This is a genomic window from Alloalcanivorax sp. C16-2, from assembly GCF_046507615.1.
Taxonomy (GTDB): domain Bacteria; phylum Pseudomonadota; class Gammaproteobacteria; order Pseudomonadales; family Alcanivoracaceae; genus Alloalcanivorax; species Alloalcanivorax marinus_A.
In genome coordinates this window covers 946,490-959,303 of the sequence record NZ_JBKFTL010000001.1, presented here as the reverse complement: position 1 = coordinate 959,303, position 12,814 = coordinate 946,490, and the positions used below count along the sequence as shown (strand labels likewise).

Sequence of the window (12,814 nt, the reverse complement as noted above, 5' to 3'; positions counted from 1 at the left end):
TGGCGGTACAGTGGTTCAGGCGCGATCGTCATACTCGCCCCCCGCCTCCACCCCGTGCACTGGCACGTCGGAATAGGTTTCCCGTTCGTTGAACGAGCGCCAGATGCCCGGCGTCAAGGCATTGCGGGCCAGGGTCAGCAGATACTGGATACCGGCCAGGCCGAACCCGGCGGGCAGCGCCAGGTAGACGATCCACATGGGCATGCCCAGGGATGAACTGACCCGGCCACGGTCGTGGATGTCCACCACGTACTGGCCGGATTTCCAGGCGAAATAGAACATCAAGGCGGCGGTGCCGGCACAGATCAGCATCAGCAGGCCCTTGCGAGGGGCACCGTGCAGTTGCTCGTAGAGCGCGGACATGCGGATATGCCGGGCGTGACGGGCAGCGTAACTGACCCCCACGAAGGTCATCACCACGATCAGCATCTCGGTGACTTCGTAGGTGCCGGGAATCCCCTTGTCGAAGATCAACTGGCCCACCACATGGGCGCTCATCAACAGCGCCATGACCAGAACGGTGGCGCCGATCACCAGGCGCTCAAGCACGCCAATGGTCCGGTCGAGCACCGCGAGGACGGCAAGCAATCCTTTAAACGCGAACTTCATCGGCCCAATACAACCACACTGTTTACCTTTCATCAACGCAACGGCGGCATGTCGGCCTGTTGCGGAAGGACACCGCTCACCGCCAATAACTACTTTGACATCTAAATATTATACCTCTAAACTAGCCTACCACTGATCGCAAGGAATATCCCGGCCATGGCCGTTATTCATTCGACAAACGCTGCTTTCACATCAAAATGACCTTGTCTTCACACGGTCACATTGGTTTGTTAACCAGAGAATTAACGACCATGGCCAGACACGACGAAGTGCTGATTGCCCTACGCCAGATTATTCGCGCCACCGACCTCTACTCGCGCAAGCTGAGCAAGGTCGCCGGCCTCACCGCGCCGCAACTGCTGATCCTCCAGGCCATCGCGTCCCAGGGCGAGATGACCATGGGTGATATCGCCACCGAGGTATCGGTCAGCCAGGCCACCGTCACCACCATCCTCGACCGCCTGGAAAAGCGCGGGCTGATCGAGCGCAAGAGGGGTGAACGGGATAAACGGCGGGTTTATGCTTATTTGACCGACGCCGGACGCGACATCATGGAGCGCGCGCCGACGCCGCTGCAGGACGAATTCATGTCGCGCTTCTCGCACCTGGAGGACTGGGAACAATCCCTGATTCTCAGTTCACTGCAGCGGGTCGCGGCAATGATGAACGCCGGCGATATCGACGCCTCCCCGGTGCTGGATCTGGGCGCCATCGATCGCGTACAGCCCACGGCGGGTCGCCGGCGCGCCGACTCTTCCTTCGAAACCGACCAGAAGTGACATCATGCTCGCAGACGACAAAAAAGCGGCTTCATCTTCCGCTGACGACAAAGACGACATCATTCTCCGCAAGCCCGAAAGTCAGGACGGCGCGCGGGTGCACAAGCTGATCGCGGAGTGCAAGCCGCTGGACGAGAACTCGGTGTACTGCAATCTGCTGCAATGCACCCATTTCGCGGATACCTCCGTGGCCGCGGAAATGGACGGTGATCTGGTGGGTTTCATCTCCGGCTACATCCCGCCCAAACAGCAGAACACCCTGTTCGTATGGCAAGTGGCGGTGCACGAGAAGGCACGCGGGAAGGGTCTCGCCAAGCGCATGCTGGACCACCTCATCCATCGCGATGAAACGGAAAACGTGCAGTTCATCGAGACCACCATCACCCCGGACAATGAAGCGTCCTGGGGCATGTTCCGCAGCTTTGCCTATGAACGGCGGATGCCCACCGAGGAGTTCATCCTCTTCGATTCACGCATCCACTTCGCGGGTGAGCACAACGATGAACACCTGCTGCGCATCGGCCCGTTCAATCGGGACGACGCCTGAACCCGGAATTCGACCAGACAGTTAGCGAGGTAGACAGAGCCATGGATACGGAAATTTTCGAGAATATTGAGTCCGAAGTGCAGAGTTACGCACGCAGCTTCCCGGTGGTTTTTCAGAAAGCCCAGGGCAGCTACCTGTACGACGAGGAAGGCATCGCCTACCTGGACTTCCTGGCCGGCGCCGGCACCCTGAACTACGGCCACAACAACCCGGTCCTGAAGAAAGTGCTGCTCGACTACATCGAGAACGACTACATCGTGCACGGCCTGGACATGCACACCGTGGCCAAGCGCCAGTTCCTGGAAGCACTGGACGAATACGTTCTCAAGCCGCGCGAAATGGACCACGTGGTTCAGTTCCCCGGGCCCACCGGCACCAACGCGGTGGAAGCGGCGCTGAAGATCGCCCGTAACATCAAGGGCCGCGAGAATATCATCAGCTTCACCAACGGCTTCCACGGGGTGACACTGGGTGCGCTGTCCGCCACCGGCAACAGCCACCACCGGGGCGCCGCCGGCGTGACCATGGGCGGCGTTAGCGTGATGCCCTACGACGGTTACCTGGGCGATGCCTTCGACACCACCCAATACCTGGACAAAGTGCTGTGCGACTCCTCCAGCGGCATCGACCACCCGGCCGCCGTGATCGTCGAGACCGTGCAGGGCGAAGGCGGCATCAACGCGGCCAGCTTTGAGTGGCTGCGCAACCTGGAGCACGTGTGCCGCAAGCACGACATGCTGATGATCCTGGACGACATCCAGGCCGGCTGCGGCCGCACCGGGACCTTCTTCAGCTTCGATGACGTGGGCATCAAGCCGGACATCATCACCCTGTCCAAGTCACTGAGTGGCTACGGCCTGCCCCTGGCGGTGGTTCTGCTTAAGCCGGAACTGGACCAGTGGAAACCCGGCGAGCACAACGGCACCTTCCGTGGCCATAACCTGGCCTTCGCCACCGCCGCCAAGGCACTGGAGCATTTCTGGAGCGATGACAGCTTTGCCAAGGAAGTGCAGAAGAAGGGCGACATCATCACCGAGCGCTTCCGCGACATCGCCGGCGCTTATGATGATCACTGGTTCTACCTGAACGGTCGGGGCATGATGCAGGGCCTGGTATGCCGCGACGGCGAGCTGGCCGAGGAAATCACCAAGGCGGCGTTCAAGCGCAAGCTGGTGATCGAAACCTCCGGCGCCGACGACCAGGTAATCAAGACCCTGTGCCCGCTGACCGTGTCCGAGGAAGAGCTGCACCACGCCATGGACGTGATCAAGGAAAGCGTGGCCGAGGTCATGAAGGACCGCATCAAACGCGGCGACGCTCACTCCGTTTCCAGCCTGGCGGGTTGAACCCCGTCCGAGCCGGCCACCCCGGGTGGCCGGCCCGTTTCCCCTATTTACCCTTTCAGCGTTTCAGAATGTTCAGGAGGTAGTCGATGATCGTTCGCACCTTGGCGGAAGCCGAAAAAACCGAGCGCCGCGTGGTGGCCGAGAATGGCAACTGGCAATCCGTGCGGTTGTCCCTGAAGGAAGACGGCATGGGCCACTCCTTCAACATCACCACCATCTTCAAGGGCACCAAGACCCACATCAAATACGCCAACCATTGGGAATCGGTGTACGTGATGTCCGGCAAGGGCAAGATCGAGATGGTCGATACCGGCGACGTGTACGAGCTGACGCCGGGCACCATCTACCTGCTCGACCAGCACGACGAGCACTACCTGTACGGTGGCGAGGACGAGGACATGGTGGTGGCCTGTGCCTTCACACCGCCGTTGAGCGGCAAGGAAGTACACGACGAAAACGGCGTCTATCCCGCTGACCTGGACTGATCGCCAGCGTTCGTCACGCCCCCGAAAGCGGAGCTCAAGGCTCCGCTTTTTTGTGTTCGGCACACGGTCGGTTTTCTGCGACCAAGGTCTAATTCAGGGGCGGCGGGCGTTCCTGGATAGTAACCGCACCAGCGCGGCGGTCGGGGAACCCGCCGCGCACCGGGTGACAACCTTGCCTTGCTCCGACAATATGGCTCCGGAGAGTTTCCACGGTGCCCTCCCTGGTGGGGGGCCCTCTCTTTTTTTGCCCATCGGATCACTTTGCCGAAGGCCGGCGGCGGCAGGCCCGCTTCCGCCGTGTATACTGCCGGGACAACGAGTCACAGGCCCCAATAATGAAAATACTGATCGCCGACGACCATCCCCTTTTTCGTGCCGCGCTGCGCCAGGCCGTGGACGTGAGCTTCGAACACGCCGACATTTTCGAGGCGGATTCCCTGGCCTCCCTGGAACGCCTGGGCGAGGATCAGGTGCCCTTCGACCTGATCCTGCTGGACCTTCACATGCCCGGCACCCATGGCTTTTCCGGCCTGATCTATCTGCGTGAGCTGTACAACAAGGTGCCGCTGGTGGTGATCTCCGCCAACGAGGCCCTGGACGTGATCCAGCGCTCCATCCAGTTCGGCGCCGACGGGTTCATTCCCAAGTCCGCGTCCGTGGACGACATGACCCGGGCACTTTCCAGAATCATCGACGGCGAGCTCTGGGTACCGGACTATGCCCGTCGCCCCCTTCCTCCCGAGCCCGGCGATTTCGCCGGCATGCGCGAACGCATCACCAGCCTCACGCCGCAGCAGTTCCGGGTCATGGGCATGCTCATGGAAGGCATGCAGAACAAGGTCATCGCCTACGAGCTGGAGGTTTCCGAAGCCACCGTGAAAGCACACATGACGGCGATCTTCCGCAAGCTCGGCGTGCGCAACCGTACCCAGGCGGTGCTGGCACTCAAGGACCTCGCCATCGAACCGCCGGGCCTGGAATAACGCCGTTACGGTTACAGCCCGCGCAGGACATTGAGAATGGTCTCCTCGCTGACCGGCTTCTGTAGGAAACCAACGCCCTTTTCCCGCGCCCGGGCCTGAACCTCGGCGCGCCGATCTGCGGTGATCAGCATCGCCGGCACCACGTCCTCCCAATAACCATCCAGGGCTTCGATGACCTGGAAACCGGTCTCGCCACCATCCAGTTGGTAATCCACCAGCAGCAGGTCCGGTTCCGGTTGGCCATGGGCTTTGCGCAGGGCCTCCTCCCGGGAGCCGGCGGTGACCGGCTCGCAGCCCAAAGCGCGCAGCAAGGCTTCCAGGCTGGCCAGCAAGGCGGGATCATTGTCCACGCAGAACACGCGGGTGCCGGCCAGATCATGGCGATCTTCCAGTGCCGGGGCCGGGATCGGGGTGGTCTCTTCCACCGCCGCCGCCCCGGCCAGCGGCACGTACACCGAGAACACCGTGCCCTTGCCGGGCCAGGACTGCACCGTGATGCGGTGGCCCAGCAATCGGCAGATGCGGTCCGCAATCGCCAGCCCCAGCCCCAGCCCCTTGACCTGCCGGCGCCCCTGCTGGGGCAGCCGCATGAACTCGTGGAACACCTTGGTCTGCTGGTCCTCGGGGATACCCGGGCCGGTATCCCAGATCTCGATACGCAGGGTGTCGCCACGCCGCCGGCAGCCGAACAACACCCTGCCCCGTTCGGTATAGCGGACGGCGTTGGACAGCAAATTCTGCAGCACCCGGCGCAGCAGTGCCTCGTCGGTGCGCACGTAGAGATCGCTGTACACGGTGCGCAGGGAAAGCCCTTCGGCCCTGGCCAGCACGCTGAATTCCTGGCCAAGCTGCTGCATCAGGGGGCGCACCGCCACGGTAGCGGGGTTGGCCTGCATGGTGCCGGTGTCCAGGCGGCTGATTTCCAACAACGCCGAAATAATCTGCTCGGCGGCGCGCAAGGAACTATCGATGTGCCCCAGCACCTGACGTTCGTAACCGAACTCACCATCGCGTTGCCCAAGCCGCTGGGACAACGACGAGGCGAACAACTGGGCCGCGTTGAGCGGCTGCATCAGATCATGGCCGGCGGCGGCCAGGAAACGGGTCTTGCCCTCGTTGGCCTGCTCGAGCTGGCTGTTCACCTCGGACAGTCGCCGGGTACGCTCGGAGACCATCTGCTCCAGGTTCTCGTTGATCTGACGCAGAGCGATCTCATCGCGCTTACGCTCGGTGATATCCATGTAGGTGCTGACAAAGCCACCACCTTCCATGGGATTGCCACGCACCTCCACGATCACGCCATTGGGCAGCTCCCGCTCGAAGCTGTGGGCACTGCCCTCGCGCAATAGCTGTACCCGCTTGCGCACATCCTGTTCCAGGTCCCGGCCATCGTAAAAGCCGCGTTCCGCGTTGTGACGGTAAACTTCCTCAATAGGCCGGCCCAGGCGAATAAACCCTTCCGGGTAGCCGAACAGATTCACGTAGGCCTGGTTCCAGGCGACGATGTTCAGGTCCCGGTCCACCACGCAAATACCCTGACTGATGGTCTCGATGGTGGTGCGCAACAACTGGTGGTTGAACTGAATCAGCTGCGACGCCTCATCCATGATGCGCACCATGTCATCGCGGCGCACGCTCTGCTTGCTGAGCAGAGAACCCATCACGATGCGCGCGGTGGAGGCACCCATGGCACCGGCCAGCAGCCGCTCCACGTAACGTACCAGGTGCAGAGGGGCCGGCAGGGACGGGTCCTCGGAAATCTGTCGGCGATGCAGGTAATCGAAGAACAGCGGCCGGGCACGGGGATGCCCCAGCCCGCGCTCGCACACCTGCAGCAGCTCGCCGGTGGTGATCAACGGATGGCCCATGCCTTCCCGCCACCAGTCCGTGGGCGTGTCCACGAAGCGGGTGGCCTGAGTCTCGTCCAGTGGCGAATGCCGGGCGCGCCGGGAGAACGCCACATAGGCCACCAGGTTCAGGCTCAGGCTCCAGAACACGCCATGGGTAAGCGGTGCCAGGCCCTCGATACCGAACAGCGCATAGGGGCGCAGCAACCCGAGGCCGAACAGGCCATGGCTATTCAGGTAATCCACCCACTCCATGGGCAGCAGCAAAGGCAGCAACAGGCAATAGGCCCACACCAGAAAACCGACGATCAGCCCGACGAAGGCGCCACTCTGGTGGCCACGGTGCCAGTAGAGGCCGCCGATCAACGCCGGCGCCAGTTGCGCCACGGCGGCAAAGGACAGCAAACCAATGCGAGCCAGGCCCTCGAAACGGTCGATCATGATATGGAACACGAACGCCAAGGCCAGCAGCACCACGATGCTCAGCCGCCGCAGCAAGCGCACCTGGTTGCTCAGGTCGGACAATTCCTCATCGCCCTGGATACGGTACTGCACCCAGGCCGGCATCAGCACCTCATTGGTGAGCATGATCGCCAGCGCCATGGTGGACATGATCACCATGCCGGTGGCGGCGGCGATACCACCGATAAACGCCAGCAGCATCATGGCGTTGTTGCCGGCCGCCATGGGCAACGACAGCATGTACATGTCCGCGGACCCGGAGTGAGGCTGGGTCAGCAGCCCGGCGGCCACGATCGGCAGCACGAACACGGCGAACAGCGCCAGGTACAACGGCATCAGCCAGCGCGCCTTGCGCAGGTGCTGGATGTCATTATTTTCCACCACCCCGGCATGAAACTGGCGCGGCAGGCACAGGATCGCCAGCATCGACAGCAACAGGGCGGTGACGAAGTTCTGCGAGAACAGCGCCGGCTCGAAGGTGGCGCGCAAATCCGGCGCCGCCATCACCCGCCGCCACAGGTCCGCCGGCCCCTCGAACACCACGAACAGGCAGAACAGCCCCATGATCACGAACGCCACCAGCTTGATGAAGGACTCGAAGCTGACCGCCAGCATCAGGCCGGACTGGTGTTCCGTCGCGTCGATATGGCGGGTGCCGAACAGCAGGGTGAATACCGCCATCAAGGCCGAAACCGCCAGGGCGATATCCAACGGTGGCGTGGCGCTGGCTCCCACCACATGCTCGAAGGACAGGGTCACCGCCTTGAGCTGCAGGGCGATGTAAGGCAACACGCCGACGATGGCCACCACCGTGACCAGCACCGCCAGTTGCCGGGATTTACCATAGCGCGCCGCCAGGAAGTCGGCGATCGAGGTAATGTGGTGCTGCTTACCCACCGATACCAGCTTATAGATCAGCTCACCACCAAGCAGCATGGTAAGGATCGGGCCCAGATAGATGGGCAGGTAAGTCCAGCCACTGTGGGCCGCCTCACCCACGGCGCCATAAAACGTCCAGGAGGTGCAGTACACTCCCAGCCCCAGGCTGTAGGTCCAGGCGTTGTTCACCACCGGCAGCCCGCGCCGCTCCGCCCGGTCGCCCCATCAGGCGATGATGAACAGCACCATCACGTACAACAGGGCCATCAGCCCCAGTTGCCATAGACTCAACAAGGCATCACCACTGAAACAAAACCTGGCAGAACCGTACCACCACCGCCAGCATCAGCACCATCAGCCCGGCACGCTGGATCTTGAATTCCACCACCGACAGAGCCATGCCCCTGGCCCAGAAACGCAGCACGCCGGACCAGTCACCGGTACGCCGGATGTAGCGGCCGTAGGCCAGCGCCACCAACAGCAGGCCGCCGAGCAACAAGGCGCCTTGCAGATATTGCATTGTTATTCTCCCCGGCGGACCGTCGCGGACCGCTACTTGAGTTTCAGGTACATCAGCGCCGCCGTGGTGGCGTCGCCGCGAGCGGTATGACGGCCGATCACCGGCACGCCCAGCTTACCGGCCACTTTCTCGAAACGCAGATCCGGCAGCGCCTCCGGGCTGCGATAGCGCTCACGCTTGCGATAAAGATCAGACAACTCCACCACTGGATTGGGCAGAGCGAACCCCAACCGGGGACGCAGGTAGCGATTGAGTACCGCCAGATCGAAATCCAGGCACCAGCCCACCAGGGGCCGGTTGCCGACGAACGCCAGCAACTGCTCCAGGGCCTCGTCCACCTCGAGGCCTCCGGCCAGATCCACTCCGCGCAAACGGTGAATACAAATCGACTCGCCATCCAGACTGGGCGGCGGCGCCATATGAAGGTCCAGGGCGGCGCCGGCGCACACCCGGCCACCCCGGATCGGCACCGCCGCCACCGACACCAGCTCCGCGCGGCGCGGGTCCAGGCCGGTGGTCTCGCAATCCAGCGCCATCAGCTCACTGCCATCCGGCGTCTCGAACAAATGACCGTGGGGGCCGTTACCATGCCGGCGCTTCTGTACCAGCCTTTTCAGCATCGCCACCTCAATATTCCAGATGGAAACGCCGGGACAGGCGTTTCTTGAATTCATTGACCACCTGCAGCGAATCCCGCAGCAGGTCCCGCTCCAGAGCGGTGAGCCGCTCCACCTGCAGCTGGTTGCCGGGCAAATCACCGGCCTCCCCCTCCAGGCGCATCAGTTGCTGTTTGAGGCGCAGCTCGGAAAACAGCGCCATGGCCTCGCCCAACTCCTCGGCGAAGGCCGCCTCCATCTGTCCGGCGTCGACCAGCCGTTCCAGCCGCGCCAGGGTGCCGGTCTCCTCGATCCGTTGCTCAAGAGTCATGGAGCGTACCCCGTGAACCACCGGAAACAGCCCGCCCTTCTTGATATCGATGCCCTGGTCCGGTTTCTTAAGCGCGCCGAACCAGTTCAGAGGCGTGGAGAATTTGAGCGATGGCCGCGCGAATCGCGACAGCAGGATCTGGTCGCCACTGCAGCGCTGGAACAAAGCCTCGCGCAGCCCAGCCACCAGTTCCGTCCGGCCCGCCACCGGATGGGCGTCGATCAGAATCGCCAGGTTCATCATCGCCGCGTCATCTCCCTGCCCGGCCCAGCGGGAAATCTGCTCGCGCCAGCGCGATACCGAACCCACCCAGTCCGGGTTGGACACCATGATATTGCCCGGGCAACGCGGATACCCCAGCGACAGCAGCGTCTCGGTGAAACGGCGCATGTATTCATCACGCTCCGGCCAGTCGGCGGCATCATCCAGAATCAATGCATTGTCCTGGTCGGTCTTGAGAATCTGTTCGCCGCGCCCCTCGCTGCCCAACACCAGCAGGCAGCCGTGTTCCTGGTCTGCCTCGGGCACCACGAACTGGAACGCCTTGCTGATGATGCGGCCATTGAGAGCGGCCAGAAGATCCATGGCGAAGCGCATTTTCACGCCCTGGGCCATCAAGGCCCGCACCAGTTCCGGCAACCGGGCGCTGGCCAGGGAGAGCGCCTCCAGGCTGTCCGCGCGCTCCACCTCCAGGCCCACCACGTAGGAGCGGCTGGAGAAAAAGCTGAGCACATCGGTAAGCTCCACCACGCCCACCGGTTTGCGGCCCTCCATCACCACCACCCGCTCCACGCGACTGCGCGTCATGCTTACCAGGGCAGCGAACAGGTACTCCTCCGGCGGCGCCTTGATCAACTCGAAGGTGGCCAGTGACAACGCCGGCGAGGCGGGGGTCAGCCCCTCGTTGACCAAGCCGCGCAACAGGTCGGTCTTGGTGATCACGCCCACATGGCCGTCGCGCTCCACCAGCAGGCTGTCCACCTGGCGCTCATTAAGCGCCGCCACCGCCTGCTGGACGGTGCCTCCGCTGGGCAGGATCAGCGGCTCACGCATGCACTGGTTGACCCGCGCCAGCATGAAGCCGGCCATGGTGACGCCGCCTTCCCGGCGCTCGGCCAGCAGCCGGTTCTTGCTCGCCAGCCGCTGCCGGAAGTAATCCGCGAACGCCGGCTGTTCCTCGCAGAGGGTCCTGAACAGCTCGGCGGGGATCAGATAACAGAGGGTTTCTTCCTCGGTGACGAAACGGTAACGGCTGCGGCCATTGAGCACGCTCATGGCGCCGAACAGATCCCCGGCGGTATATACCCCAAGGCGACCCGCGTCCGCCGGCAGGGTCGGGTCCAGTTCCAGCACCGCGCCCTTGTGCACCAGATATACGGAGGGCGCCGGGTGGCGTGCCTCCAGCAAAACCTCGCCGGCCTCGAAGTAAGCCATTTCCATGGCCGCCTTAAGGCGCCCGCGCTGCCCTTCGTCCAGCAGTGAGAACGGCGGTTGCTCGAAATCCACATCAATCATGGCGATTCACCCCGCCCGCGCGGGGGCCTCCATAACGGCAATCGGGGCGACGCCAGGCGCCGCCCCGATTTTCACTTTACTCCGTTTTGGGTCATCGCGCGTCAGTGGGCGTGGGCCTGGCCGGCGCCCCGCGGTACACGGATATCCTCGACGATGTGCTGGATTTCCTCCGGCGGCGCCGCGGTCACGCGAGACACCAGGAAAGCCACCAGGAAGTTGAGGATCATGCCCACGGTGCCAATGCCTTCCGGCGACACCCCGAACAGCCAGTGCTCGGCGCTGTTCAGCTCCGGCGACACGAACTTGAAGTACACGATGTAGGAGAAGGTGAAGATCAGGCCCACCGCCATGCCGGCGATCGCCCCTTCCTTGTTCATGCGACGGTAGAAGATGCCCATCAGAATCACCGGGAAGAAGCTGGCCGCGGCGAGCCCGAAGGCGAACGCCACCACCTGGGCCACGAACCCGGGTGGATTGATCCCGAAGTAGCCGGCGATACAGATCGCCACGATGGCGGCCAGCCGGGCGGCCATCAACTCCTGCTTCTCGGTGATATCCGGTTTCAGGGTCTTCTTGAGCAAATCATGGGATACCGCCGATGAGATCACCAACAACAAGCCGGCCGCCGTGGACAGCGCCGCCGCCACGCCACCGGCCGCCACCAGCGCGATCACCCAGGCCGGCAGATTGCCGATTTCCGGGTTGGCCAGCACGATGATGTCGCGGTCGATATAGACCTCGGATTTATTATCAGTGGGGGCATTGGTGACCACCCGCTGGCCGAAATCACCGGCCGTCTGATTGCGATCACCGGCGAAGTTGGGCTTGCCCTGGAAGGGGTCGCCGGCGGCCATCTGCACGCGGCCGTCGCCGTTCTTGTCGAGCCAGCCGATCAGCCCGGAGTTCTCCCAGTTGTAGAACCACTCCGGCAGTTGCTCGTATTCGGCGTTGTTGACGGTCTCGATCAGGTTGGTGCGCGCGAACGCGCCCACCGCCGGCGCGGTGGTGTACAGCAGGGCGATGAAGAACAGTGCCCAGCCAGCGCTGATACGCGCGTCACGTACCGTGGGCACGGTGAAGAAACGCACGATCACATGGGGCAGGCCGGCGGTGCCACACATCAGCGCCGCGGTGATGAAGAACACATCAATGGTGCTCTTGCTACCGTCGGTGTAGGCGCCGAAGCCAAGATCCTGGACGATCTGATCAAGCCGTTCGAGCAGATACACGCCGGTGTCATTCCCGGCGGCATCAAGCACCGTGGCACCAAACCCGGTTTGCGGCAGGACATGACCGGTCATCAGGATGGAAAGGAACACCGCCGGTACCAGGAAGGCGAAAATCAATACACAGTACTGCGCCACCTGGGTATAGGTAATGCCCTTCATGCCACCCAGCACCGCGTAGAAAAACACGATCGCCATGCCGATGATCACGCCCAGGTTCACATCCACTTCCAGGAAGCGGGCGAACACGATACCGACACCGCGCATCTGCCCGGCCACGTAGGTGAACGACACGAAAATAACGCAGACCACCGCCACCGTGCGGGCGACGTTGGAGTAATAACGGTCACCGATGAAATCCGGCACCGTGAACTTGCCAAACTTACGCAGGTAAGGGGCCAACAACATCGCCAGCAGCACATAGCCACCGGTCCAGCCCATCAGATACACCGAGGCATCGTAGCCGGCATAGGCGATGATGCCCGCCATGGAAATGAACGAGGCCGCCGACATCCAGTCCGCCGCGGTAGCGGCACCGTTGGCGATCGGCGACACGCCACCGCCGGCGACATAAAAGTCCTTCGTGGACGCGGCCCGCGACCAGATCGCGATGCCGATATAGAGCGCGAACGACGCGCCCACGAAGATATAGGTGAGCAGTTGAACATCCATTTTTCCGGTCCTCTTGT

Annotated in this window: 11 protein-coding genes; 5 read left to right on the top strand and 6 right to left on the bottom strand. The window is 62.8% G+C overall.

What is annotated here, in order from left to right; translation table 11 throughout:
• Positions 1-15 precede the first annotated feature (15 nt).
• Positions 16-609, bottom strand: coding sequence for a TRAP transporter small permease (locus tag ACLD02_RS04525; RefSeq protein ID WP_203102923.1), 594 nt, complete (start codon positions 607-609; stop codon positions 16-18).
• A gap of 251 nt (positions 610-860) precedes the next feature.
• Between ACLD02_RS04525 and ACLD02_RS04520 the strand changes: the two genes are divergently transcribed.
• The 5 genes from ACLD02_RS04520 to ACLD02_RS04500 all read left to right on the top strand — a co-directional run bounded on the left by ACLD02_RS04520 (position 861) and on the right by ACLD02_RS04500 (position 4,749).
• Positions 861-1,388, top strand: a complete 528-nt coding sequence (locus tag ACLD02_RS04520) for a MarR family winged helix-turn-helix transcriptional regulator (RefSeq protein WP_203102925.1) — start codon at positions 861-863, stop codon at positions 1,386-1,388.
• A gap of 4 nt (positions 1,389-1,392) precedes the next feature.
• A complete protein-coding gene (gene ectA, locus ACLD02_RS04515; RefSeq protein WP_203102927.1) occupies positions 1,393-1,935 on the top strand; it encodes a diaminobutyrate acetyltransferase in 543 nt (180 codons plus the stop codon).
• A 41-nt stretch (positions 1,936-1,976) separates the two neighbouring features.
• Positions 1,977-3,281, top strand: coding sequence for a diaminobutyrate--2-oxoglutarate transaminase (ectB, locus tag ACLD02_RS04510; RefSeq protein ID WP_203102929.1), 1,305 nt, complete (start codon positions 1,977-1,979; stop codon positions 3,279-3,281).
• A gap of 86 nt (positions 3,282-3,367) precedes the next feature.
• Positions 3,368-3,766 (top strand): ectoine synthase, encoded by a 399-nt coding sequence (locus tag ACLD02_RS04505; protein ID WP_203102931.1) that lies wholly within the window; start codon positions 3,368-3,370, stop codon positions 3,764-3,766.
• Positions 3,767-4,098: 332 nt separating this feature from the next.
• A complete protein-coding gene (locus tag ACLD02_RS04500) occupies positions 4,099-4,749 on the top strand; it encodes a response regulator (RefSeq protein WP_203104493.1) in 651 nt (216 codons plus the stop codon).
• An 11-nt stretch (positions 4,750-4,760) separates the two neighbouring features.
• Here the strand turns inward: ACLD02_RS04500 and ACLD02_RS04495 are convergent, their stop codons facing one another.
• The 5 genes from ACLD02_RS04495 to ACLD02_RS04475 all read right to left on the bottom strand — a co-directional run bounded on the left by ACLD02_RS04495 (position 4,761) and on the right by ACLD02_RS04475 (position 12,797).
• A complete protein-coding gene (locus ACLD02_RS04495) occupies positions 4,761-8,126 on the bottom strand; it encodes a NahK/ErcS family hybrid sensor histidine kinase/response regulator (RefSeq protein ID WP_410298049.1) in 3,366 nt (1,121 codons plus the stop codon).
• A gap of 109 nt (positions 8,127-8,235) precedes the next feature.
• Positions 8,236-8,457 carry a hypothetical protein gene (locus ACLD02_RS04490; protein ID WP_203102935.1) on the bottom strand — a complete coding sequence of 74 codons (222 nt, stop codon included), beginning with the start codon at positions 8,455-8,457 and terminating at the stop codon, positions 8,236-8,238.
• Between the two features lie 32 nt (positions 8,458-8,489).
• The gene (locus ACLD02_RS04485) at positions 8,490-9,077 is read right to left on the bottom strand and encodes a 3'-5' exonuclease (protein ID WP_203104495.1); all 588 of its coding nucleotides are present in this window, start codon (positions 9,075-9,077) and stop codon (positions 8,490-8,492) included.
• A 7-nt stretch (positions 9,078-9,084) separates the two neighbouring features.
• A complete protein-coding gene (locus tag ACLD02_RS04480; RefSeq protein WP_203102937.1) occupies positions 9,085-10,899 on the bottom strand; it encodes a DUF294 nucleotidyltransferase-like domain-containing protein in 1,815 nt (604 codons plus the stop codon).
• Between the two features lie 101 nt (positions 10,900-11,000).
• The gene (locus ACLD02_RS04475; protein ID WP_203102939.1) at positions 11,001-12,797 is read right to left on the bottom strand and encodes a sodium:solute symporter family protein; all 1,797 of its coding nucleotides are present in this window, start codon (positions 12,795-12,797) and stop codon (positions 11,001-11,003) included.
• Between the last annotated feature and the right edge of the window lie 17 nt (positions 12,798-12,814).

Coding starts and splice junctions, on each gene's coding strand:
- ectA (WP_203102927.1), top strand. CDS start 1,393: ATGCTCGCAGACGACAAAAAAGCGGCTTCATCTTCCGCTGACGACAAA.
- ectB (WP_203102929.1), top strand. CDS start 1,977: ATGGATACGGAAATTTTCGAGAATATTGAGTCCGAAGTGCAGAGTTAC.
- ACLD02_RS04505 (WP_203102931.1), top strand. CDS start 3,368: ATGATCGTTCGCACCTTGGCGGAAGCCGAAAAAACCGAGCGCCGCGTG.
- ACLD02_RS04520 (WP_203102925.1), top strand. CDS start 861: ATGGCCAGACACGACGAAGTGCTGATTGCCCTACGCCAGATTATTCGC.
- ACLD02_RS04485 (WP_203104495.1), bottom strand. CDS start 9,077: ATGCTGAAAAGGCTGGTACAGAAGCGCCGGCATGGTAACGGCCCCCAC.
- ACLD02_RS04475 (WP_203102939.1), bottom strand. CDS start 12,797: ATGGATGTTCAACTGCTCACCTATATCTTCGTGGGCGCGTCGTTCGCG.
- ACLD02_RS04490 (WP_203102935.1), bottom strand. CDS start 8,457: ATGCAATATCTGCAAGGCGCCTTGTTGCTCGGCGGCCTGCTGTTGGTG.
- ACLD02_RS04525 (WP_203102923.1), bottom strand. CDS start 609: ATGAAGTTCGCGTTTAAAGGATTGCTTGCCGTCCTCGCGGTGCTCGAC.
- ACLD02_RS04480 (WP_203102937.1), bottom strand. CDS start 10,899: ATGATTGATGTGGATTTCGAGCAACCGCCGTTCTCACTGCTGGACGAA.